This is a genomic window from Microbacterium sp. Z12_35, assembly GCF_058310475.1.
Genome location: NZ_JBZEGJ010000001.1, coordinates 299,512 through 320,696 on the forward strand (window position 1 = coordinate 299,512; position 21,185 = coordinate 320,696).

Below are 21,185 nucleotides of genomic sequence, written 5' to 3' on the forward strand. Positions count from 1 at the left end.
GCTCCGCCTGCTCTCACGAATCTGGCGGAAAATTACAGCATCGCGAGTGAAGTCTCGCGCCGCCCCTGTGGCGGGTACCCCCCTCGAGAGGTACGGACCCGAAAGGGTCCACCCACGAAGAAGGAGTCATCGCTTTCGGGTAACGAGATCGATGCGCCCGGAGTTCCCCCAGCTCCGGTCCTCCCCATCAGCCCCCGGCGTCCCCCAGCGCCGGGGGCTCTCTCGTGTCCGCGGGTGCGGAGGAATCACTCCCAGCGGTAGCCCGCGCCGCGCACCGTGGTGATGTGTTCGTGTCCCAGCTTGCCGCGCAGGTACCGCACGTAGACGTCGACCACGTTGGAGCCGGGGTCGAAGTCGAGGCCCCACACCCGGCTGAGAAGCTGCTCGCGGCTGAGGACCTGGCCCGGATGGCGAAGGAACTGCTCAGCGAGGGCGAACTCGCGCGCGCTGAGGTCCACTTCCCGTCCCGCGACGGTGGCTCGCCGCGTCAGCACGTCCAGAGCGACCTCACCGTGCACGATCGCGATCGTGCTGCTCTGCACGTTCTCTCGGAGGCGCGAGCGAACGCGGGCGAGCAGTTCGTCGAACTTGAACGGCTTGGCGACGTAATCGTTGGCACCGGCATCCAGGCCGTCGACGGTGTCGCGGGTGCTCGAGCGCGCCGTGAGCATGATGACCGGCAGGGTGGAACCCTGTCCGCGAAGGTGACGCAGCACCTCGAAGCCGTCCAGCGACGGCAGGCCGATATCGAGGAGAAGGAGGTCGATCCCGCCCGACAGTGCCGTCTCGAGCGCCTCGGCGCCGTCCTCGACGACCTGCGTGCGGTACCCGGCGGACTCGAGCCCGCGGCTGATGAACGCCGAGATACGGGTCTCGTCCTCGGCGATGAGGATGAGCGTCATCCGGAGGCCTCCCGCTGTTGCACCACGTCGCCGGCGCGGACCGGCGCCGGGAGGTCGGCGGCCCGTCCGCGCCCGGGCGGGATGTGGATCGTGAGCGTGGCGCCGCCTCCGGGTGTTTCGGCGACGGAGCAGTGGCCGTCGTGGGCCTTCACGATCGCGTCGACGATCGCCAGGCCCAACCCCGAGCCGCCGACCGTGCGGCGTCCTTCGGCCCGGTCGAAGCGGCGGAAGATGCGGTGCCGGGACGCCGGAGGGATACCCGGACCGTGGTCGCGCACCCAGAGGCGGGCGCCGCGGTCATCCAGGGCGCTCCCGATTTCGACGGGCGTGCCCTCCGGGGTGTACTTGGCGGCGTTGTCGGCGAGCTGCAACCAGGCCTGCAGGAGGCGGTCGTAGTCGCCGTCGACGCGCCCGTAACCGCGAGCTTCGACGCTCCAGCGATGCCCGGGGATGACGGCGACCAGTTCTCCGACGCGGGCCGTCAGCGCGTCGACGTCGACGACGCTCATCGACAGCGCCCCGTCCTCCACGGCAGCAAGCAGATCGATGTCGTCGACGAGACGGGTCATGCGGTCAAGCTCGGAGATGCCGATCTCCCGTGTCGCGGCCACGTCGGCGGGGTCGCGGATGTTCATCATCTCCAGGTGGCCGCGGACGATCGTGATCGGAGTCTTCAGCTCGTGACGCACGTCATCCAGCAGCTGACGCTGCACATCGACGGAGCCCTCGATGCGGTCGAGCATCGAGTTGACCGTCCGGGTCAGGTCCGAGATCTCGTCGTTGCCCTCCGCAGGCAGCCGAGTGCCGAAGTCGTCGATCGTGACCGCATCAGCGGTCGCGCGAAGATCGCGCAGCGGAGAGAGGAAGCGTCCGATGACGAACCATCCGACGATGCCCATGGCCGCGAGGATCGCGACCCCGGCGACGGTGTAGGTGAGGACGCCCGTGACCACCAGCTTCATGCGCGCGTCGAGGAGCACTGCGTGTGCCACCAGGACGTCGCCCTTCGGGATGACCACGTATCGCAGGAGACCCACGTCGCTCCGGACGGTGGAGTACTGCGCGTCACCGGGTGCCCAGGCGCTCACCGTGCGGACGAAGACCTCATCGTCGGCCAGATCGAGGCCGCCGGAGGTCGGCGCCGAAGCGACCACGACGCCGTCCGCCACGGCGACGGTTCCGTCCGTGCGGGCAGGCACGACGCTGCGCACGGCTTCCACGACCGACTCCCGGTCGCGCTCCGTCTCGGCGGTCAGAGATTCGGAGAAGGCCCGCAGCTGCTCATCCGCGGTGTCCAGCACCTCCTGTCGCTGCACCCAGGAGGTGATTCCGCCCGCCACGACGAGCCCGACGCACGCAACGGCGAGGACAGCCCCCAGGATCCGCGCGCGGGCCGAGCCCATTCTCGGCGGGCGGCTCACCTTTCGATTATCGCGCGAGCGGGCGCCGATCCAAGCGCTGAACCGTACCGGATCACCCCGGATACGTCATCGAGAGCAGGTCGAGCTTCTCGTCGAGCTGGGCCTCGGTCAGTTCGCCGCGGTCGACGTAACCCAGATCGATCACGGCCTCCCGCACGGTGATGCCCTTCGCGACAGAGTGCTTGGCGATCTTCGCAGCCGCCTCGTAACCGATCAGCTTGTTCAGGGGGGTCACGATCGACGGTGACATGCCCGCGTACGCCGCGGCACGTTCGACGTTGGCCTCGAGTCCCGCAATCGTCTTGTCGGCCAGCACGCGCATCGTGTTGGCGAGCAGTCGGATGGATTCCAGCAGCGCCGTCCCCATGACGGGAATCGCGACGTTCAGCTCGAACGACCCCGATGCACCGGACCAGGCGATCGTGGCGTCATTGCCGATGACCCGTGCGCACACCATGAGGGTCGCCTCGGGGACGACCGGGTTCACCTTCCCCGGCATGATCGACGAGCCCGGCTGCAGGTCGGGGATGTGGAGTTCCCCGAGGCCCGTGTTCGGCCCCGAGCCCATCCAGCGGAGGTCGTTGTTGATCTTCGTCAGCGACACCGCGATGGTGCGGAGGGCTCCGGATGCCTCGACGAGGCCGTCGCGGTTCGCCTGGGCCTCGAAGTGGTCCTTCGCCTCGGTGATGGGCAGGTCGGTCTCGCCGACGATCAGCTCGATGACCTTCTGCGGGAACCCGGGCGGCGTGTTGATGCCGGTACCGACCGCGGTGCCACCCAGCGGCACCTCGGCGATGCGGGGGATCACGGACTGCACGCGGTCGATGCCCAGCCGCATCTGCCGGGCGTAGCCGCCGAACTCCTGTCCGAGCGTGACGGGCGTGGCGTCCATGAGGTGGGTACGGCCCGACTTGACGACGTCCTTCCACGCCTCGGCCTTCGTCTCGAACGCGACGGCGAGGTGGTCGAGCGCCGGGATCAGGTCGTCGATGAGCGCCTGGGTGGCGGCGATGTGGACCGAGGTGGGGAAGACGTCGTTGGACGACTGCGACGCGTTGACGTGATCGTTGGGGTGTACGGGGGAGCCGAGGTCGCCGCTGGCGAGAGTGGCGAGCACCTCGTTCATGTTCATGTTCGACGACGTGCCGCTGCCCGTCTGGTACACGTCGATGGGGAACTGGTCGGCGTACTCGCCGGCGATGATGCGGTCGGCGGCGCGCGCGATGGCGTCGGCGATGCCGCCGTCGAGGGTTCCGAGGTCCTTGTTGGCGAGGGCCGCGGCCTTCTTGATCCGGGCGAGGGCGACGATCTGTGCGGGATCGAGCGGGTCGCCGGAGATGGGGAAGTTCTCCACCGCACGCTGCGTCTGTGCGGCGTACAGGGCGTTCTTCGGCACGCGCACCTCGCCCATGGTGTCGTGCTCGATGCGGTACTCGGTGTCGGTCACTTCGTCGTCCTCCAGATGCCGGGTGGTTGTCAGGGTGTCAGGGCAGCGGGTCGCCCGCATCGCCCACGATCACGACGGGGACGGCGGTCCCCTCCGCGAGCCGGTAGTTCGCGCCCACGATCGCCAAGCGCCCCTCGGCGACCGCTTCGGAGACGAGTTCGGACCCGTGCAGCAGCTGTGTCACGGTGTCGCGCAGGTGTTCGCGCCCCACCTGCTCGGGGTCGATGGTCGCCGCCGTCGTGGCGTGGTCGGCTCGAAGGACGCGGCGAACAGCGGGAACGATGGGGGCGATCTGCCGCCAGATGAGCGGCGGCAGGTTGGGGGCGTCGGGCTGCACGCTCTCGATCGCGGCGCCGACGGCGCCGCACGCGTCGTGGGCGAGCACCACGATGAGGGGCACCTCGAGCACCGCGACGGCGTACTCCAGGCTGCCGATGACGGAGTCGGAGATCACCTGGCCGGCGTTGCGCACGACGAAGAGATCGCCGAGGCCCTCGTCGAAGATGATCTCCGCGGCGAGGCGGGAGTCGGAGCATCCGAACAGGGCCGCACGGGGCCGCTGGCCTCCGGCCAGTTCGTGGCGGCGCTCGACGTCCTGACGCGGGTGCCGCGGGGCGCCGGAGACGAACCGGTGATTGCCCTCTGCCATCTCGTCCCACACCACCCGCGGGGTGGGGTGCGCCGGCGTCATGATGCGGCTCGCAGGTCGGCGATCTCCGGCGCCAGAGCGCCCGCGACCGTGGCGGCCACAGCGGGGGAGGCCGAGCCGTAGACCATCACGACGTCGGTTCCCGCGTCGGTCGCCAATGCGTACGACACGTTGCCCGCACGAGCCGGATCGGACACGCGGTACTCCTCCCACACGATGCCTTCGATGGTGATGGTGCCGTTCGGCCGGTTTCCGGCCACGACCTCCGCCGTCCACGCCTCATCGGCATCGAACCCCTGAGCGACGCGGACGAACCCCGCGCTGTCGTCGGGGGCGTACACGATCGTCCATGCGTCGATCGTGTCGGCCTGGAGCGTGGCCGAGTTGACACGCCAGTCGTCGGGGACGTCGGGGGTGAGGACGGGGCGCTGCAGAGTGTCGCTGAGGGCGGCGGCTTCGGCCGCCACGTCGATCGGCGGCCGTTCGGCCGGTTCACCGCGGGGGACACCGAGCACCACGACGGCCACCACGATGAGGATGACTCCGAGAGCCGTCAGCAGGTTGCGGAACGTCTTGCTGGACCGGTAAGCCTGGGACGATGCCGCCTTCCGGGCGGCCGTCTCATCGGGGGTTTCGGGGCGTCCGAGCTCGGCGACGATGCGGGCCATCACGACTCCGCAGGTGCCGACCGCGCGGCGTCCAGCCGCCGCTTGGCGCCGAGCAGCCACTCTTCGCAGCGCGCCGCAAGGGCTTCACCACGCTCCCAGAGGGCGAGCGACTCCTCCAGCGTGGGGGCGCCCTGCTCGAGCTCCGCGACCACGCGGACCAGCTCATCGCGGGCCTGCTCGAACGACAAAGTCGCGACTTCGGTGGTGCCCGATTGCGACGCGGTCATATCCACCATCCTAGTTCGGCTCCTTCCCCGCGGCCGTCGCGGCGGATTCGGGGACCTCGCCCTCGGAGCGGGTGGCGATCGAGCCGCGAGCGACCGTGACGAGTACTTCCGTGCCGGCGGGCGCCTGCGCGGCGTCGCGCACGATGACCCCGTCGGCGATGTGGGCGATGGCGTACCCGCGCGACAGGGTGGCCAGCGGCGAGAGCGCTCGCAGCGACGCACGGAGCTCGGTCGTTCGGCGGTCGTGCGTGGCCACGAGACGCTCGACGATGTCGCGGCCGCGGTTTCCCAGCATCCAGATCTCCTGAGCGCGGCCGGTGAGAATCGCGTCGGGGGTGCGCAGCACCGGGCGTGAGCGCAGTTGCTCCAGCTGGGCGATGTCATGGGTCACGCGCTGCGCGAGCCGACCGCTCAGGCGCGCCCGCAACTGCGCGACAAGCGCACGCTGCTCGCTGACATCCGGCACCACCCGCTTGGCGGCGTCGGTGGGCGTCGAAGCGCGGAGGTCTGCGACGTCGTCGAGCAGGGGGTGATCGTTCTCATGCCCGATGGCGCTCACGATCGGCGTGGATGCGGCGGCCACGGCTCGCAGGAGACGTTCGTCGCTGAAACCGAGGAGGGTCTGCGGGTCGCCGCCCCCTCGCGCGATCACGATGACATCCACGTCGGGATCGGCATCCAGCGCCTTGAGCGCGGCGATCATCTCCGGGACGCACCGGTCGCCCTGCACGGCGGCGTGCTTCGTGCGGATCCGCACGTGCGGCCAGCGCAGCTCGGCGTTGCGGTGCACGTCTTTCTCGGCATCGGAGTTCTCCCCGGTGATGAGGCCGACGAGGCGGGGGAGGAAGGGGATGCGCTTCTTCCGGGAGGCGTCGAACAGCCCCTCGCCCCGCAGCTTCGCGCGCAGCTGCTCGAGCTTTTCCAGCTGATCGCCGAGTCCGACGTGCCGCATGGCGGAGACCGCGAAGCTGAAGTCCCCTGAGCGGGGGAAGTAGTCGGCCTTGACGCACGCGATGACATGGTCGCCGGTCGAGAAGTCCTTCGACAGGCGCTGGGCCGTGCTCGACCACACCCGGAACGAGATGGTCGCATCGGTGGCGAGGTCTTTCATCCGCCCGAACACGTTGCCGCCACGCACATTCCAGGAGGTGATCTCTCCCTCGACCCACACCGACCCCCAGCGGTCGACGAAGCCGCGGATGGTGTCATTCAGCCGCGCGACCGACGTGGGCGCGTGCATCGTGGAGTCGCGCGGGGGCACGGAATCGGGCGGCGGGGGCTGCCCCGGCACCGCTTCGGGCTGGAAAGTGGTCATCACTTCTCTCGAGATCGATCGAGGATCGGCCGGACTCGGCCGTCGTCCAGGGGCGTCCTCGTAGAATCAAAGGGTGAGCACCCCTGTCGTTTCGCTGCCCGTGCCCCGGATCCCGGGTCGTCGCGGGCGGCTCCAGGATATCCCGGTCGACGGACACAAGAAGGTGCTCCTGGCCGCACCCCGTGGATACTGCGCGGGTGTGGACCGCGCAGTGATCGCGGTGGAGAAGGCGCTGGAGCGGTTCGGCTCGCCGGTCTACGTGCGCAAGCAGATCGTGCACAACGTCCACGTCGTCAGCGAACTCGAAGCGAAAGGCGCGGTGTTCGTCGACGAGGTCGATGAGGTCCCGCCCGGGGCGCACGTCGTCTTCAGCGCCCACGGCGTGTCACCGGCCGTCGTCTCGGCCGCTGCCGACCGGGGTCTGCAGGCGATCGATGCCACCTGCCCGCTCGTGACGAAGGTGCATCGGGAAGCGGTGCGTTTCGCCCGTGACGACCGCGAGATCCTCCTCATCGGCCACCTCGGTCACGAAGAAGTCGAGGGCACCGCGGGCGAGGCGCCCGATCACGTCACGATCGTGAACTCGCCCGATGAGGCCGACACCGTCGTGGTGCGGGATCCGTCCAAGGTCGTGTGGCTGTCCCAGACCACCCTGTCGGTCGACGAGACGATGGAGACGGTCCGGCGCCTGCGGACGCGGTTCCCGCAGTTGCAGGATCCGCCATCCGACGACATCTGCTACGCCACCCAGAACCGCCAGGTCGCGATCAAGAAGGTCGCGAAGGGGGCGGACCTCGTCATCGTGGTCGGCTCGGCGAACTCCTCCAACAGCGTGCGCCTGGTCGAGGTTGCGCTCGAGCACGGCGCGAAGGCCGCCTACCGCGTGGACTACGTCGACGAGGTGCGGCAGGAGTGGCTCGACGGCGTGGAAACGGTCGGCGTCACCAGCGGCGCATCCGTTCCCGAAGTGCTCGTCGAGGAGGTGCTGGCAGAACTCGCCGGCGCCGGTTACCGCGATGTCGAAGAAGTGCGCACCGCCGAGGAGGATCTGATGTTCTCCCTCCCCAAGGAGCTGCGCTCGGATGTCTCCGGCCGCCGTGACGCGCGTGCGCTCGGCGGGCGGGGTCGCGCGTGAGCGACGGCGACCCGCGACCGCGTCCGCAATACGGCGAATACGCCACCCCCGAGGAGCAGCGGGCGCGCATCGCGCGGCCTGACACGACGGACGCGCTCGCGGCAGGCGTTCATCCCGCACCGGAGTCGGGGTCGGCGGCTCCGGTCGCATCGGAGGCGCCTGGCGCTCCCGCTTCGCGGACCGCGGCGCCGGCGACCGGCTGGCGTCTCGCCGACCGCATCGTGAGCATCGGACTGCTCGTCTACGGGCTGTTCAACGTCCTCTTCACGACGCCTCGGTTCTTCGATTTCGCCGGCTTCGCCAACGAGTACCTGGCGTTCCTCGGCGTGGACGAGTCGTTCTCCAACTTCGATGCGGCCCGCGTATGGGGCCCCATCGCCGGCATCGTCTACGTGGTGGGCTGGCTCGCGAGCGCGCTCCTCACCTGGTGGCAGCTCCGCCGCGGGCGCGTCGCGTTCTGGATTCCGCTCGTCGGTGCCCTCCTGACCATCCTCGTCGTGGCCGCGTGCCTCACCGTGCCGCTGTCGGGCGATCCCGCGTTCGCCGAATTCATCGATCGGTTCTCGGCCGGACGATGAACCGCGCGGCGCCCCATCTCGTGTGATCTGGGGAGGTGCCATGCGCGGCAAGGACGACGTTCAGCTCGGTGCGCTGTACGACGCCCATGCGGCGCCGGTATGGCGCTACGTGGTCAGCCTCACCGGTGATCGTGCCGGCGCGGACGACGTCGTGCAGGAGACGCTCCTGCGGGCGTGGCGGAGCCCGCGGATCCTTGAGGACCCCGCGTCGGCGCGAGCCTGGATGATGACCGTCGCCCGGAACCTCGTCATCGACGAGGCCCGGAGTGCGCGGCGGCGTCATGAAGCACCCGTCGCCGACGTGCCCGAGCGCGCGCGGCCGGACGGTTCCGACGCACTGTTCGATGCGCTGCTGATCGAAGACGCGCTGGCGGGACTGAGCGCCGACCACCGCGCGGTGATCGTGGCGGCGTATTACGGCGGACACACCACCGCCCAGGCGGCCGAGGAACTCGGCATCCCGGAGGGCACCGTGAAATCACGGCTGCACTACGGTCTGCGGGCGCTGCGGCTCGCACTGCAGGAGAGGGGGGTGACGCGATGAATCCCGAACATGATCGCGTTGCGGAATGGGACGCGGCATACGTCCTGGGGGCGCTGTCGCCTGCCGACCGCCGCGCGTACGAAGACCACCTGGCCGAATGCGACGAATGCCGTCGCGCGGTCGCCGAACTCGCGCCCACGGCGGGGCTGCTGTCGCGTGTGCCCGCCGAGCGGGCGCGGGCGATGGATGACACCCCGGCCGACCCGCGCCCGGAGCTGCGGGACGCGCTCCTGCAGCGTGCACAGCACCGGCGACGGCGTCGCATCGTGTGGACGCTCGCGGCCGCGGGTGCGCTGGTGCTGGGCGGCGTGGCCGTGCCGGTGACGATCGCCGTGACGGCCCCGCAGGGGGTGGTGTACGCCCTGACCGACCTCGCGGGAGCACCACTGGAGGCATCGGTGCGCCTGACCGACGCGGCGTGGGGGACGCGCATCGATCTGGTCTGCCGCTACAGCGGCGAGGTGCTGGACGCCCCCGAGGAGGGGTGGCCGTATGCGCTGACTGTCACCGACGCCGAGGGAGCGACCACGACACTCTCGACGTGGCGTGCGTCTCCCGGCTCGACGACGAATCTCAGTGCGGGTACCGACCTGCCGGTCAGCGAGATCGGTGCGGTGGAGATCCGCACGATCGACGGAGAAGACGTGCTGATGCGTTACGACGCGGGGGAGTAGGCGACCCGCGGCCGCGGCCGTGACGTAGCATTCCGGGATGCCCCGTGTCCTCGCCGTCTGCGTCGTGCACCAGCTCCGCCCCGACACCGGCTTTCTCGGGGTGACCGCGATCGACAAGCGCCCCGTGCCTACCGCGGTGCACGTCGGTCAGTACGGGCTGCGTGGTGACGTGCAGGCCAGTCGCAAGCACCACGGCGGGCTCGAGAAGGCTGTGTACGCCTACGCGCAGGAGGACGCCGCCTTCTGGGAGGCTGAACTCGGCCGGGAGCTGCCGCCGGGCTGGTTCGGCGAGAACCTCCGGGTGGAAGGCCTCGACGTCAACGCGTCGCGCATCGGCGAGGTGTGGCGCATCGGCGACACCGTCGAGGTCGAAGTGACGATGCCGCGCACCCCGTGCGCCACCTTCGCCCGATGGGTCGGCGGTGCGGAGCAACGCGGATGGGTGCGCCGGTTCGCGGCGGAGCGTCGCCTCGGTCCCTACCTGCGTGTTCGCCAGGTCGGCAGCATCCGCGCCGGCGATGAGATCGAGGTGCTGACCGTGCCGGAGGGCGCCCCGGGCCTGCTGGAGAACTTCCGCGCGCCGGCCTGAGACGACGGATGCCCCGACCGCGAGGCCGGGGCATCTCTGAAGTCGTGCGGGTCAGGCGCCCTGCGACTTGCCGTGGGAGCCGAGCTGCTGGGTGGCCCCGACCACGCGGGCGGCCATCGCCGACTCGGCGACCTTGCCCCAGGCGCGCGGGTCGTACTGCTTCTTGTTGCCGACCTCGCCGTCCACCTTCAGGACGCCCTCGTAATTGCTGAACATGTATCCGGCGATCGAACGCGTGAACGCGTACTGCGTGTCGGTGTCGATGTTCATCTTCACCACGCCGTTGCTCACCGCGAGCGCGATCTCTTCATCGGACGAGCCGCTGCCGCCGTGGAAGACGAGGTCGAGGGGCTTGGGGCCGGTGCCGAAGCGCTGAGCGATGCCGGCCTGGATCTCGCCGAGGAGCTCGGGGCGCAGCTTGACGTTGCCCGGCTTGTAGACACCGTGCACGTTGCCGAAGGTGAGCGCCGAGATGTAGCGGCCGTTCTCGCCCAGCCCCAGGCGCTCGACGGCCTTGGTGACGTCGCCGACGGTGGTGTAGAGCGCTTCGTTCGAGCCCTCGTGCTGCACGCCGTCCTCTTCGCCGCCCACGACGCCGACTTCGATCTCGAGGATCGCGTGGATGGCGTTGAGGCGGGGAAGGAGCTCCGCGGCGATGTCGATGTTCTCCTCCAGCGGCACCGCCGAGCCGTCCCACATGTGCGACTGGAAGATCGGGTTGCGCCCGGCCTTCACCTCTGCTTCGGACGCTTCGATCAGCGGCAGCACGAAACCGGGGAGGGCGTCCTTCGGGCAGTGGTCGGTGTGGAGGGCGACGGTGATCGGGTAGTTCTTGGCGACCTCGGTGACGAACTTCGCGAACGCGATCGCGCCGGTGGCGCGGCCCTTGACCGTGTGCCCGGCGAAGTAGTCCGCTCCGCCGGTCGTCACCTGGAGGATTCCGTCGGAACCCGCCTCGGTGAGGCCCTGCAGCACCGCGTTGATGGTCTGCGAGCTGGACACGTTGATGGCGGGGTACGCGAATCCGCCCGCCTTGGCGCGGTCAAGCATCTCGGCGTACTGCTCGGGGGTGGCGACGGGCATGAAGTCTCCTCGATTGTGGAGTGGGGGTTGTCGGTCACTCTACCGAAGGCGCTCGACCACCCGGGAGGTGGGGTGCCGCAGGGGCGGACGACGGCATCTTCCCCAGCGGCAAGAATGGCGATTCCTTCGCGTGGCCGGGGAGGCGAATCGGTCGATTCGTTCGGCGGCGTGGATAGGCTGGCCGCATGGTGAGTCTTACCGCCGACATGAGCCCCCTCCACCCCGACCGCAACCTCGCACTCGAGCTTGTGCGCGCGACCGAAGCCGCCGCCATCCGCGCGGTGCCCTTCATCGGTCGCGGCGACAAGGAGGCGGCCGACGGTGCGGCCGTCGATGCGATGCGGGCCTTCTTCACGACCGTGAACTTCGACGGCACGATCGTCATCGGCGAGGGCGAGAAGGATGACGCGCCCATGCTGTTCAATGGCGAGAAGGTCGGCAACGGCCGCGGCCCGCAGTGCGACGTCGCGGTGGATCCGATCGACGGCACGTCGCTCACGGCGGCCGGACGGCAGAACGCGCTGTCCGTGATCGCGGTTTCCGACGCGGGGACGATGCTGGATGCGTCCACCGTGTTCTACATGGACAAGCTCGTCACCGGCCCCGCCGGCGTCGGCGTCGTCGACATCCGGCTCCCTATCGGGGAGAACATCCGGCGCTTGGCCAAGGCGCTGGGGAAGCCGGTCGACGAGCTCGTCGTGTCGGTGCTGAACCGGCCGCGGCACGAGCAGCTCATGCAGGAGATCCGCGACGCCGGAGCCGGCACGCGTCTCATGAGCGACGGCGACGTCGCCGGTGGCATCAACGCGGCGCGCCACAACGCGCGGACCGACATGTGCGTCGGAATCGGCGGCAGCCCGGAAGGCATCGTCACCGCGTGCGCGATCAAGGCGCTGGGCGGCCACATCCAGGGCCGTCTGTACCCGCAGACCGACGATGAGCGGCAGAAGGGCGCCGACGCCGGCCTGAGGTTCGACTACGTCTACGAGGCCGACGAGCTGGTCAAGGGCAAGAACACGATCTTCGTGGCGACCGGTGTCACCGATGGCCAACTCGTCGCCGGCGTGCGCCGTGAGGGCGACTGGCTCTCCACCGAGAGCGTGGTGCTGCGCAGCGCGTCGGGCACGCTCCGGCGCGTCGTGTCGGAGCACCTGACGTCGAAGTGGCTCTGACCCGCTGAGATCAAAAGGGCGGCGGGTCGCCGTCGGGCAGGAACATCACCTGCGGCGCCGGCACATCGAGGTAGTGCCGCCGCAGAGGTGAGGTCCACCGGATGGACCCGTCCGGCAACTGCTCAGCCACCCATTCGGTCTCGGTCTTCAGCGTGTGATGTCGTTTGCACAGACACGCCATGTTGCAGACATCGGTCTTTCCGCCCTGTGCCCAGTCGAGATTGTGATCGTGGTCACAGAGCCGTGCGGGCATCCGGCATCCAGGAAACCGGCAGTGGATGTCGCGCGCCGCGAGAAACCGTTCCATCGTGCTGCCGGCGCGGTATCGATCGACGGCGAGCACCATGCCGGTCACGGGGTGGGTGAGGATCCGATCCCACCCCGAGGATCCGGCCATCAGGCACCGTGCCGTGTCGGCGTCGATGGGGGCCTTGCCATCGATACGGGCGCCTCGGTCATCTTTGCCGGCCGCGGTCAGAGCGGGGACGGTCACCTGGACCTCGGCGCGGATCGCGCCCAGCCCGCCGGGGAGCTTGTCTTTCGTCGGATCGATCGCCGGCTGCCCGGTCAGCAGGATGTCGCAGAAGATGTCGGCGCGGATCTGATCCAGGGTGCGCGTGTCGCAGACGCTTGGCTTCTCCTCGGCCGACTCCGCTGACATGCTTTCGTCCGGCTCCGTGGTGATCGCACGGATCTCTCGCGCCTGTCTGCTCAGCCGGTCGTGGACCGCGAACGCCTCCGTGACGGGCAGGATGGCCCGCACCTCGGCCATCCCGTCGTCGATCTCCGTGACCGTGACCATGCGCGTCAGCGCGGCGCGCTGGAACCGTTGAGTGATGGATTCCGGCTGCATCCGTTCAGCGAGAGCAACGGCGAACGCTTTTGTGCGGGCGGCCGTCTCCCGCTCCGCCCGGTCGAGCACGACCCGCTCGAACGCAGCCCGCTCGCGCGGGTTCGCCAGAACGGCCCCGGCGTCGCAGATGGCGGTCGCGTGGCGCAGCGTGATTCGTCCGGCCGAGAGGGCGTCGACGGTGGCCGGGAACTTCTCCGTCAGCTCCAGGGCGTCGCCCATGCGTCGCTGCACGGTGCGATCGTTCAGCCGAAGGGCCAGACCGATCTCAGCGGCGACCGCGCGCAGTTCCATCTCGCGCGTCTGCTGTCGCCGCGGCCGGTGGGCCATCCGGTCGAGGGCGATGCGCATACCGGACGCGAAATGCAGTATCGCCTCGGCTTCCAGCGCGGCGATCGCCTCCTGATTCGCGCAAAGGTCGTCAACGACACGGGCGAGGTGCTCGCGACCCTCCGAAGCTCCGGAGCCGGCTTCCGCTGTCATGCGATAAGCGTCCCACCGACCACCGACATTGTCCCTTCTCGCTGTCCCGGCTCAGGCCCTGATCGCTAGATCATCACGGCCTGCCGCGCAAGGGCATCGAGCGGCCGGGCTTTCCCGGGGAGCCTCGAAGGACATCGGCACTGTGATCGAGTCGTGACGCCCCGGTGCGGGGAAGTCTGGCAAAATTGTTTCTGGTGTCGATGGGGATGCTTCCCAGACCGATCATCGAGGGGTACGCCAGATGTCCGTTCAGACCAGTGCGCCGAGGACCGGCGCCCAGGCCGTCATCGCCGATGCCGTCGACCCTGCCCGCCGACCGGATGTGCTGTTCCGCGTGCGCCGCGAAGAGGGCCAGCAGATCAGCGCCTGGTGGATGGTCGGTGCCTTTGTTCTCGTGTCCGGCGCGGTGATCACGCTGCTCAGCTTCGTCCCCGGCGGCGCCTGAGCGGTTCCCGGCTCACTCCGCCGATTCGACGTCGATCCGCGCGCGGAGTTCACCGACGTCGGCGCCGATGATCGCGTTCGGTGACTCGGGTGACACCAGTTCCGGCGCGCTCCACCGCCGCAACGGTGTCTCCACCGCTCTCGGCGGGGACACCGCATCCAGCTTCGTGTCGTCGATCCCGGGGAACTTGCGTGCGCTGGCGAGCACGCGGGACTCGAGCGAACCGGCGAACCGGTTGTAGCTGTCCACGGTGCGCTCCAGCGCCCGCCTCAGGTCGTCGGCGTGACCGGCGACCGTGCCGATCCGCTCGTACAGCTCCGTTCCCAGCGCGAACAATTGCCGCGCCTCCTGCGACACGTCCTGCTGGGTCCAGGTGTACGCGACGGTCTTCAGCACCGCCCAGAGGTTGACGGGGGATGCCAGCGCGACGCGCTTGGTGAACGCGTAGTCCAGGAGCCCCGGGTCTTCCTCCAGCGCGGCGGCCAGGAGCGATTCGCTCGGGATGAAGCACACCACGAACTCGGGGCTGGTGGGCAGCGACGCCCAGTACGCCTTCTTCGCCAGAGCATCCACGTGCGCGCGGACAGCACGCACGTGCTTGTCGAGGAGGCTCTTGCGCCGGGCGCCCTCCGCGCCGTCCGCCGTGAGCGGGATGGCGCTGGCTTCGAGGAACGCGTCCAGCGGCACCTTCGCGTCGACGGCGAGCGCCTTGTCGCCGGGCAGGCGAACGATCAGGTCGGGGCGTGCGGTACCGCCGGAGCCGGTGGCGAGCGTCGACTGCGTCTCGAAGTCGACATAGCGGAGAAGTCCGGCGGCTTCGACGACGCGACGCAACTGCGTCTCACCCCAGACTCCGCGGGTGCTGCCCGATCGCAGTGCCGAGGCGAGGGATTCTGTCGTGGCGCGCAGCGACTCGTCGGACTGCGACGCCCGCCGCAGCTGTTCGCTGAGGGTCGCGAACTGGGCTCCGCGGTCGCGTTCGAGTTCCTCCACCTTCCGCTGCATCGTGCCGAGCGTCTCGCGCACCGGTTCCAGGGCGCGCAACACGGTCTGCTCCCGGCGCTCGCGTTCCTCCCGAGCCGCCTGCTCGGCGCGGGTCTGACCCGCGAGCTCGCGGTACAGAAGCTGCTGGTGATCGAGCTGAGCCTGTACGCCCGCGCGACCCGCTTCGCTGCCGGCCAGGCGCGCGGTGAGGTCGGCGCGCTCGCGCGCTCCGCGTGCCGCGGCGCGCGAGGTGCCCACGGCGAAGCCGGCGAGGGCACCCACGAGCACGCAGGCGATCGCCACGAGGGGAAGGGCTAGTGCGTCCATGCCGTCAGTGTGCGCCCGACCCCCGACATCGCCTCAGGCGACGGCGAGCATCGCGTCCACGCGCGCCGCGGGCGCGTCCCTGTGCGGGGCGGGCGCGTTCGTACGCGGGGCGGCGATGGCCGAGACGCGGACCCCGGTCGCGAGCGCGAGGGCGTCCACGTCGGGCGCCTGCACTCGGCGGGCGGCGTCGATGACGATGTGCGCGCACGCGAGCGCGTCGGCGAGCGCGTCGTGGTGCGCGAAGTCACCGAACCCGGCGGCCGCGGCGGCCAGCGGGAGCCGGTAGGAGTCGAGCTCGTACGTGCGACGGGCCACCTGCAGGCTGCACAGGTAGCGGTAGGGCGGGCATACGTCGCCGGTGGCCTCGCACGCGCGCCGCAGGACGGCCATGTCGAAGCCGGCGTTGTGCGCGACGAGCACATCCGCGCCGGCGAACGCGGTCAGCTGCTTCAGCTGCGCGCTCCACCCGAGAGCGGACGCGACGTCTTCGGGCCGGATGCCGTGGATGCCGATGTTGAAGTCGTAGAACGTGTCGTGTCCGGCCGGCGGGCGGATGAGCCATCCCGCGGTCGCCACGACCTGCCCGTTGCGCACCCGCGCCATGCCCACTGCGCAGGCCGATGCATTGCTGGAATTCGCCGTCTCGAAGTCGATCGCGGTGAAGTCCAGGGTCACCTCCTCAGGTTTGCTTTCCCCGCCGCATCCGCCCGTCAGGCGCGCCGCGGGGATGGCGATTCCTCCGGCTGTGTTGTCTCACTTGTGCAGCTTCTGGGTTGCCGAAAGCTGCACAAGGGGGACATCCCGCTGCCGGGGGTCCGCGTAGGGTCGAAGAATGGCCAGCCGCGAAGAGATGTCGACGTCATTCGGAGCCGCCGCAGACACCTATGAGGCGGGGCGGCCGTCCTATCCCGCCGCGGCCGTGGCGTGGATGCTGGAACCCGTCCGCGATCCCGACCGCGCGCTGCGGGTGGCAGACGTCGGCGCCGGGACGGGCAAGCTCACGCGCGGAATCGTGGAGAGCGGCGCGGAGGTCATCGCGATCGACCCCGACCCGGGGATGCTGGAGAGTCTGAGAACCCACGTCGTGGGTGTTCCGACGTTCGTCGGGCGGGCCGAGGCGCTGCCGCTGCCGGACGCGGCGTTGGATGCAGTTCTGCTCGGTCAGGCGTGGCATTGGGTCGATGTACCTGCCGCCTCCGTCGAGGTGGCCCGCGTGCTGCGCAGCGGAGGGGTGCTGGGCCTCGTGTGGAACATCCGCGATGAACGCACGCCGTGGGTGCGGCGTCTCACCGCGGCCATGCACAGCAGCCAGGCCGAGGAGATGCTCGCCGAGGGGGGTCCGAGCGTAGATGCGCCGTTCGAGGGGGTGGAGGGACGCTCGTGGCACTGGACGCGCCCCATGACGCGCGACGACATCTTCGCCATGGCCCGCTCGCGCAGCTACCTCCTCACCGCCGAGCCGGCAGAGCGCGCGCGCATCGAGCAGGCGCTCGCCGACCTGTGCGACGAGATCGGCGCCGTCGCCGACGCCGTGGTCGACCTGCCCTACGTGACGCGCGCGTTCCGCACCATCCGCCCGTAGCCCCACCCTCGCCCGCCAGCCAGCCCGCCAGCCCGCCAGCCCGCCAGCCCGCCCGCTCCTTCCGTCCGAGCCGCCGCGCCCGCCCCATCCGCGCCCGTCGCGTCGCGTCCCGCGCCGAGAAACCACAACCCGGCCGAGACATAACGCGTCGCGTCGTGTCTCGCCCGGATCGTCGTTTCTCGCGCGCCGCCGCACCCGGGCAGCATCCGCCTGTGCCGCGCCTCCCGCGCCCCCCGCCACCCGCCGAGAAACCACAGCCCGGACGAGACATAACGCGTCGCGTGGTGTCTCGTCCGGATCGTCGTTTCGCGCGCGCGGGGTGGGGCTGGGGTCCCCGCGCCGCGGGGGCGCAGCATCCCCCCACGTAGACTGGACTCCCGTGGCTCTCACCATCGCAATCGTCGGTCTCCCGAACGTCGGCAAGTCGACCCTGTTCAACGCCCTGACCAAGAATCAGGTGCTCGCGGCGAACTATCCGTTCGCGACGATCGAGCCGAACATCGGCGTGGTGAACCTCCCCGATCCGCGGCTCGAGAAGCTCGCCGAGGTCTTCCACTCGGAGCGCATCGTGCCGGCCGTCGTGTCGTTCGTCGACATCGCGGGCATCGTGCGCGGCGCGAGCGAGGGGGAGGGGCTGGGCAACCAATTCCTCGCGAACATCCGCGAGGCGGATGCGATCGCCCAGGTGGTGCGCGGATTCGCCGACGACGACGTCGTGCACGTCGAGGGCGCCGTGAACCCGGCCGGTGACATGGAGACTATCAACGCCGAGCTGCAGCTCGCCGACCTCCAGACGCTGGAGAAGGCGATCACCCGGTACGAGAAAGAGGTCAAGGGTCGCAAGCTCGACCCCTCCGTGCTCGAGACCGCGCGTGCCGCCGAGCTCGCGCTCCAGAAGGGCCAGCTGCTCTCCGCCTCCGACATCGACCTCGCCCCCATCAAGGAGCTCGGGCTCCTGACCGCCAAGCCGTTCATCTTCGTGTTCAACGTGGATGAGGCGGTCCTGACGGATGATGCGCGCAAGGCTGAGCTCGCCGCCCTCGTCGCCCCGGCGAAGGCGGTGTTCCTCGACGCGAAGATCGAGTCGGAGCTCATCGAGCTCGACCCCGAGGACGCCGCCGAGTTGCTGGCCTCGACCGGGCAGGAGGAGTCGGGCCTCGTCCAGCTCGCGCGTATCGGATTCGACACGCTCAACCTGCAGACCTACCTGACCGCGGGGCCGAAGGAGGCGCGCGCGTGGACGATCGGCAAGGGCTGGAAAGCCCCGCAGGCGGCCGGCGTCATCCACACCGACTTCGAAAAGGGCTTCATCAAGGCCGAGGTGATCTCGTTCGACGACCTCATCGACGCCGGCTCTGTGGTCGAGGCCCGCTCGCGCGGCAAGGCGCGCCTCGAGGGCAAGGACTACGTCATGCAGGATGGCGACGTCGTGGAGTTCCGCTTCAACAACTGACGGATCCACGTAGGCCATGACCTCCAGTGCCGGTCGTGATCATCAGAGGCGCGAAGTGCTTCCGCGTGTCACCGAGTTGCGCGCTCGGCTCCTCGCGTGGGATGTCCTCGGCGTTTACGCGGATGCCGACCGGCCTGCAGACGATGCGGAGTACGACGACCTGATCTTGCCGATGATGACCTGGCTGGGGGAGGGCGTTGATGCGGACGAGTTGAGCGCGCGGCTCGTCCGATTCCTCCGCACCGACTATGGCCTCACTGTGAGCGACGAGAAGGCGGAGGTCCAGTTCGCGCGTTCGCTGGTCGAGTGGTGGCAGTCTCACGCCAGTTGACGTATGCCAGCTTTGGTGGAGTTCCGTAACGGAGTGCATCAGGCGGCCTCCGACGGCGAGTCGAAGATCATCGCCCTGGAGTGGCCAGATGCATCGCTTCGGTTACCGCCAAGGCGTTCCCTCCCAGACGGATCGATCCCTTGAGATCAGCGGCGTAGGTCGACCAGCACGATCACGCCACCGGTAGCAGAGTCACAAAAGCGCCCGAATGATCCGAAGTAGGACGACTCTTGGTCGCCGTCCGGGAGGTCCGCGAGCGTGACTTGTGCGCCGTACCCCTCGAGGTGTGCGCCGTCACTGACCCTTTGACCCCCTTCGAGGACCACGGCATCGCTGTCCTGTTCGCTTTTGTCCGGCCAGACAATCCACAAGATCGCCCCGGTGACAAATCGCCGCTGTCGAGCATCATGCACCCGTTGGACTCGACAACCAGCCTGCCCGAAATCAGCTTGGGGGTCCCCCCGGCCGCCGTCAGCGCTTGGTGCTGGGTAGCCGAGTCCACCGTTGGCAATCCGAACCCACCGTTAGAGGAGCCGTCATCCGATTCGCTGCAACCTGCGAGACATCCGGCAACAAGGACCAATGCAAGACGCGTAGTCGCCGCCTTAGGCTCCACGGCTTCGCCCCCCGTCAATGCTCAGTGCCCCCGGCGCGATCGGGACCGTGTGCAGGAGTTCCGGTACCTGGGGAATCACGTCAGGCTAGCGCTTGAGCGGCGAGCCCAGGATGGCGCCGCCTTACAGCGTGGGTGGTTCGGTGGACGGTGCGCCTCGCGGCAGGACGGCGACGTCGTGGAATTCCGCTTCAACGTGTAGGTGGTGGCGTCTTTCCGCGGATCTCGGGGAACCTGTCATTCCGCCATTTGCGCGTTCCGCTTCCGCTTCCACGCCCACGTCCGGCAGCGAAGTTCCGCCGTACGGGTTCCGAATCTGCGCCTGGCATCAGCTGCACGGCTGACCTCAACGCACTCGCCAGCCGCCGCAGCACCGGCAGCGAACCGGGCCCGGCCCGAGGCACGAACGGCGGAGTACGCGGGGCTAGAAGTCGGTGTGGGATTCCTGGTCGATCTCGAGTGACGTCTCGTCACCCGCCCACGCCGCCAGGGCCGCATCGAGCTGACGCCTCAGCCACTGTGCCGACAACGGCCCCGCTTCTTCACGCTCAGCCAGTTGTCGTCTGCGTTCATCCGCCGTACCGGTGAGGTCATCGTCGGCGGGCATCGTCGAGTCGGTGATGCGCTCGCTCCTCTGGGTGGGTGCGTGAGACTTCGTGCCCGCTGTTCGCACCGGCGGTCACATAAGGGGGGCGCGACCCGGGATACCCCGGCTCGCGCCCCAGGAGTGTAGACGGCACCTACTGCTGGATGAACGCGAGAAGGTCGGGGTTGATGACGTCGCCGTGGACGGTCAGCATGCCGTGCGGGTAGCCCTGGTAGATCTTCAAGGTCGAGTTGCTGAGCAGCTCGTGCTGCTTGAGGGACGCGTCCTTGTAGGGAACGACCTGATCGTCGTCACCCTGAGTGACCAGTGTCGGAACGGAGATCGCTTTCAGGTCCTCGGTCTGGTCGGTCTCGGAGAAAGCGGCGATGCCGAGGTAGTGCGCCTGGGCGCTGCCCATCATGCCCTGGCGCCACCAGTTGGCGATGACGGGGTCGGAGACCTGGGCGCCGGGGCGGTTGAAGCCGTAGAAGGGTCCGGAGGCGACGGCCTGGTAGAACTCGGCCCGGTTGGCCGCGAGCCCGCTACGGAATCCGTCGAACACCGAGATGGGGGTGCCCTCCGGGTTGTCGTCGGTCTGCACCATCAGCGGAGGAACGGCGGACACCAGGATGGCTTTCGCGACGCGTCCCTGCGGTTCTCCGTACTGGGCGACATAGCGCGCGACCTGGCCGCCGCCGGTGGAGTGCCCGATGTGGATGGCGTTCCGGAGGTCGAGGTGCTCGACCACTGCATTGGCGTCACTGGCGTAGTGGTCCATGTCATGGCCGGTGCCGATCTGGGAGGACCGGCCGTGCCCCCGCCGATCGCTCGCGATGACCCGGTAGCCGTTCGCGAGGAAGAACAGCATCTGCCCGTCCCAGTCGTCAGCCGAAAGTGGCCAGCCGTGATGGAACATGATGGGCTGCGCATCCGGGCTGCCCCAGTCCTTGTAGAAGATCTCTGCGCCGTCTTCCGTGGTTACAAATCCCATGATCCGCCTCCGCGTTCATGTCGGACCAAGCTGTGCTTGGGACGATTCTCGGGTCGTCTCGCTCCTCGGTCAGGTGGCGAGTGCGTCCACGGTAACGCCGGTCTTCGTCCCGTGGGCCGGCATCATCGATGTCCCG

At 69.2% G+C, this 21,185-nt stretch carries 23 protein-coding genes; 10 read left to right on the top strand and 13 right to left on the bottom strand.

Annotation, left to right across the window (positions count from 1 at the left end):
- Positions 1-245: 245 nt before the first annotated feature.
- The 7 genes from AC4FS1_RS01520 to xseA are packed head-to-tail and all read right to left on the bottom strand — an operon-like array spanning position 246 to position 6,629.
- Positions 246-902 (bottom strand): response regulator transcription factor, encoded by a 657-nt coding sequence (locus AC4FS1_RS01520; protein WP_491152041.1) that lies wholly within the window; start codon positions 900-902, stop codon positions 246-248.
- Positions 899-2,323 (bottom strand): sensor histidine kinase, encoded by a 1,425-nt coding sequence (locus AC4FS1_RS01525; protein ID WP_491152043.1) that lies wholly within the window; start codon positions 2,321-2,323, stop codon positions 899-901. Before AC4FS1_RS01525 ends, AC4FS1_RS01520 begins: the two co-directional genes overlap by 4 nt.
- Positions 2,324-2,375: 52 nt before the next feature.
- Entirely contained in the window at positions 2,376-3,770 is a 1,395-nt protein-coding gene (locus tag AC4FS1_RS01530; protein WP_491152045.1) for a class II fumarate hydratase, read from the bottom strand.
- Positions 3,771-3,807: 37 nt separating this feature from the next.
- A complete protein-coding gene (locus AC4FS1_RS01535) occupies positions 3,808-4,461 on the bottom strand; it encodes a carbonic anhydrase (protein ID WP_491152046.1) in 654 nt (217 codons plus the stop codon).
- Positions 4,458-5,087 carry a DUF4245 family protein gene (locus AC4FS1_RS01540; RefSeq protein ID WP_491152048.1) on the bottom strand — a complete coding sequence of 210 codons (630 nt, stop codon included), beginning with the start codon at positions 5,085-5,087 and terminating at the stop codon, positions 4,458-4,460. Before AC4FS1_RS01540 ends, AC4FS1_RS01535 begins: the two co-directional genes overlap by 4 nt.
- Positions 5,087-5,314 carry an exodeoxyribonuclease VII small subunit gene (locus AC4FS1_RS01545; RefSeq protein ID WP_491152050.1) on the bottom strand — a complete coding sequence of 76 codons (228 nt, stop codon included), beginning with the start codon at positions 5,312-5,314 and terminating at the stop codon, positions 5,087-5,089. The genes AC4FS1_RS01540 and AC4FS1_RS01545 overlap by 1 nt, the downstream gene beginning before the upstream one ends.
- Positions 5,315-5,324: 10 nt before the next feature.
- Entirely contained in the window at positions 5,325-6,629 is a 1,305-nt protein-coding gene (xseA, locus tag AC4FS1_RS01550) for an exodeoxyribonuclease VII large subunit (protein WP_491152051.1), read from the bottom strand.
- A 73-nt stretch (positions 6,630-6,702) separates the two neighbouring features.
- Here xseA and AC4FS1_RS01555 point away from each other — a divergent pair, with 73 nt between their 5' ends.
- Genes AC4FS1_RS01555 through AC4FS1_RS01575 form a run of 5 tightly spaced genes read left to right on the top strand, consistent with a single transcriptional unit; the run spans position 6,703 to position 10,149 of the window.
- Positions 6,703-7,764, top strand: coding sequence for a 4-hydroxy-3-methylbut-2-enyl diphosphate reductase (locus AC4FS1_RS01555; protein WP_491152053.1), 1,062 nt, complete (start codon positions 6,703-6,705; stop codon positions 7,762-7,764).
- Positions 7,761-8,342, top strand: coding sequence for a DUF6264 family protein (locus AC4FS1_RS01560; RefSeq protein ID WP_491152055.1), 582 nt, complete (start codon positions 7,761-7,763; stop codon positions 8,340-8,342). Before AC4FS1_RS01555 ends, AC4FS1_RS01560 begins: the two co-directional genes overlap by 4 nt.
- Before the next feature lie 40 nt (positions 8,343-8,382).
- Positions 8,383-8,886, top strand: coding sequence for a sigma-70 family RNA polymerase sigma factor (locus AC4FS1_RS01565; protein ID WP_491152057.1), 504 nt, complete (start codon positions 8,383-8,385; stop codon positions 8,884-8,886).
- Positions 8,883-9,560 carry an anti-sigma factor family protein gene (locus tag AC4FS1_RS01570; protein ID WP_491152058.1) on the top strand — a complete coding sequence of 226 codons (678 nt, stop codon included), beginning with the start codon at positions 8,883-8,885 and terminating at the stop codon, positions 9,558-9,560. The genes AC4FS1_RS01565 and AC4FS1_RS01570 overlap by 4 nt, the downstream gene beginning before the upstream one ends.
- Before the next feature lie 37 nt (positions 9,561-9,597).
- Positions 9,598-10,149 carry an MOSC domain-containing protein gene (locus AC4FS1_RS01575; RefSeq protein WP_491152059.1) on the top strand — a complete coding sequence of 184 codons (552 nt, stop codon included), beginning with the start codon at positions 9,598-9,600 and terminating at the stop codon, positions 10,147-10,149.
- 51 nt (positions 10,150-10,200) lie between these two features.
- On the opposite strand, the gene fbaA is transcribed toward AC4FS1_RS01575, so the two are convergent.
- A complete protein-coding gene (gene fbaA, locus AC4FS1_RS01580; protein WP_491152061.1) occupies positions 10,201-11,232 on the bottom strand; it encodes a class II fructose-bisphosphate aldolase in 1,032 nt (343 codons plus the stop codon).
- Positions 11,233-11,417: 185 nt separating this feature from the next.
- Between fbaA and glpX the strand changes: the two genes are divergently transcribed.
- Positions 11,418-12,404: a class II fructose-bisphosphatase gene (gene glpX / locus AC4FS1_RS01585; RefSeq protein WP_491152063.1), complete on the top strand. Its 987-nt coding sequence runs from the start codon at positions 11,418-11,420 to the stop codon at positions 12,402-12,404.
- A 10-nt stretch (positions 12,405-12,414) separates the two neighbouring features.
- Here the strand turns inward: glpX and AC4FS1_RS01590 are convergent, their stop codons facing one another.
- Positions 12,415-13,737 carry an HNH endonuclease signature motif containing protein gene (locus tag AC4FS1_RS01590; RefSeq protein WP_491152065.1) on the bottom strand — a complete coding sequence of 441 codons (1,323 nt, stop codon included), beginning with the start codon at positions 13,735-13,737 and terminating at the stop codon, positions 12,415-12,417.
- A gap of 241 nt (positions 13,738-13,978) precedes the next feature.
- Here AC4FS1_RS01590 and AC4FS1_RS01595 point away from each other — a divergent pair, with 241 nt between their 5' ends.
- Positions 13,979-14,182, top strand: coding sequence for a UDP-N-acetylmuramyl pentapeptide phosphotransferase (locus AC4FS1_RS01595; protein WP_491152066.1), 204 nt, complete (start codon positions 13,979-13,981; stop codon positions 14,180-14,182).
- Positions 14,183-14,194: 12 nt separating this feature from the next.
- Here the strand turns inward: AC4FS1_RS01595 and AC4FS1_RS01600 are convergent, their stop codons facing one another.
- Complete coding sequence (locus tag AC4FS1_RS01600) at positions 14,195-15,493, bottom strand: DNA recombination protein RmuC (RefSeq protein ID WP_491152067.1); 1,299 nt, start codon at positions 15,491-15,493, stop codon at positions 14,195-14,197.
- 33 nt (positions 15,494-15,526) lie between these two features.
- Positions 15,527-16,168 carry an exonuclease domain-containing protein gene (locus AC4FS1_RS01605; protein WP_491152069.1) on the bottom strand — a complete coding sequence of 214 codons (642 nt, stop codon included), beginning with the start codon at positions 16,166-16,168 and terminating at the stop codon, positions 15,527-15,529.
- A gap of 157 nt (positions 16,169-16,325) precedes the next feature.
- Between AC4FS1_RS01605 and AC4FS1_RS01610 the strand changes: the two genes are divergently transcribed.
- The 3 genes from AC4FS1_RS01610 to AC4FS1_RS01620 all read left to right on the top strand — a co-directional run bounded on the left by AC4FS1_RS01610 (position 16,326) and on the right by AC4FS1_RS01620 (position 18,859).
- On the top strand, positions 16,326-17,075 hold the full coding sequence (locus tag AC4FS1_RS01610; RefSeq protein ID WP_491152071.1) for a class I SAM-dependent methyltransferase: 750 nt from the start codon (positions 16,326-16,328) through the stop codon (positions 17,073-17,075).
- A 379-nt stretch (positions 17,076-17,454) separates the two neighbouring features.
- Positions 17,455-18,528: a redox-regulated ATPase YchF gene (gene ychF / locus AC4FS1_RS01615; protein ID WP_491152072.1), complete on the top strand. Its 1,074-nt coding sequence runs from the start codon at positions 17,455-17,457 to the stop codon at positions 18,526-18,528.
- A gap of 16 nt (positions 18,529-18,544) precedes the next feature.
- Entirely contained in the window at positions 18,545-18,859 is a 315-nt protein-coding gene (locus AC4FS1_RS01620; RefSeq protein ID WP_491152073.1) for a hypothetical protein, read from the top strand.
- A 1,037-nt stretch (positions 18,860-19,896) separates the two neighbouring features.
- On the opposite strand, the gene AC4FS1_RS01625 is transcribed toward AC4FS1_RS01620, so the two are convergent.
- Both AC4FS1_RS01625 and AC4FS1_RS01630 read right to left on the bottom strand, forming a co-directional pair.
- Positions 19,897-20,079: a hypothetical protein gene (locus AC4FS1_RS01625; RefSeq protein ID WP_491152075.1), complete on the bottom strand. Its 183-nt coding sequence runs from the start codon at positions 20,077-20,079 to the stop codon at positions 19,897-19,899.
- Positions 20,080-20,212: 133 nt separating this feature from the next.
- Positions 20,213-21,049 (bottom strand): alpha/beta fold hydrolase, encoded by an 837-nt coding sequence (locus AC4FS1_RS01630; protein ID WP_491152077.1) that lies wholly within the window; start codon positions 21,047-21,049, stop codon positions 20,213-20,215.
- Between the last annotated feature and the right edge of the window lie 136 nt (positions 21,050-21,185).

What these genes read in the sequence shown, in the direction of transcription:
- AC4FS1_RS01595 (WP_491152066.1), top strand. Translation starts at nt 13,979, where the DNA reads ATGTCCGTTCAGACCAGTGCGCCGAGGACCGGCGCCCAGGCCGTCATC.
- AC4FS1_RS01600 (WP_491152067.1), bottom strand. Translation starts at nt 15,493, where the DNA reads ATGGACGCACTAGCCCTTCCCCTCGTGGCGATCGCCTGCGTGCTCGTG.
- AC4FS1_RS01590 (WP_491152065.1), bottom strand. Translation starts at nt 13,737, where the DNA reads ATGACAGCGGAAGCCGGCTCCGGAGCTTCGGAGGGTCGCGAGCACCTC.
- AC4FS1_RS01565 (WP_491152057.1), top strand. Translation starts at nt 8,383, where the DNA reads ATGCGCGGCAAGGACGACGTTCAGCTCGGTGCGCTGTACGACGCCCAT.
- AC4FS1_RS01625 (WP_491152075.1), bottom strand. Translation starts at nt 20,079, where the DNA reads ATGCCCGCCGACGATGACCTCACCGGTACGGCGGATGAACGCAGACGA.
- AC4FS1_RS01520 (WP_491152041.1), bottom strand. Translation starts at nt 902, where the DNA reads ATGACGCTCATCCTCATCGCCGAGGACGAGACCCGTATCTCGGCGTTC.
- AC4FS1_RS01535 (WP_491152046.1), bottom strand. Translation starts at nt 4,461, where the DNA reads ATGACGCCGGCGCACCCCACCCCGCGGGTGGTGTGGGACGAGATGGCA.
- AC4FS1_RS01570 (WP_491152058.1), top strand. Translation starts at nt 8,883, where the DNA reads ATGAATCCCGAACATGATCGCGTTGCGGAATGGGACGCGGCATACGTC.
- AC4FS1_RS01575 (WP_491152059.1), top strand. Translation starts at nt 9,598, where the DNA reads ATGCCCCGTGTCCTCGCCGTCTGCGTCGTGCACCAGCTCCGCCCCGAC.
- AC4FS1_RS01545 (WP_491152050.1), bottom strand. Translation starts at nt 5,314, where the DNA reads ATGACCGCGTCGCAATCGGGCACCACCGAAGTCGCGACTTTGTCGTTC.
- AC4FS1_RS01620 (WP_491152073.1), top strand. Translation starts at nt 18,545, where the DNA reads ATGACCTCCAGTGCCGGTCGTGATCATCAGAGGCGCGAAGTGCTTCCG.
- fbaA (WP_491152061.1), bottom strand. Translation starts at nt 11,232, where the DNA reads ATGCCCGTCGCCACCCCCGAGCAGTACGCCGAGATGCTTGACCGCGCC.
- AC4FS1_RS01540 (WP_491152048.1), bottom strand. Translation starts at nt 5,087, where the DNA reads ATGGCCCGCATCGTCGCCGAGCTCGGACGCCCCGAAACCCCCGATGAG.
- AC4FS1_RS01610 (WP_491152071.1), top strand. Translation starts at nt 16,326, where the DNA reads ATGGCCAGCCGCGAAGAGATGTCGACGTCATTCGGAGCCGCCGCAGAC.
- xseA (WP_491152051.1), bottom strand. Translation starts at nt 6,629, where the DNA reads ATGACCACTTTCCAGCCCGAAGCGGTGCCGGGGCAGCCCCCGCCGCCC.
- glpX (WP_491152063.1), top strand. Translation starts at nt 11,418, where the DNA reads ATGGTGAGTCTTACCGCCGACATGAGCCCCCTCCACCCCGACCGCAAC.
- AC4FS1_RS01630 (WP_491152077.1), bottom strand. Translation starts at nt 21,049, where the DNA reads ATGGGATTTGTAACCACGGAAGACGGCGCAGAGATCTTCTACAAGGAC.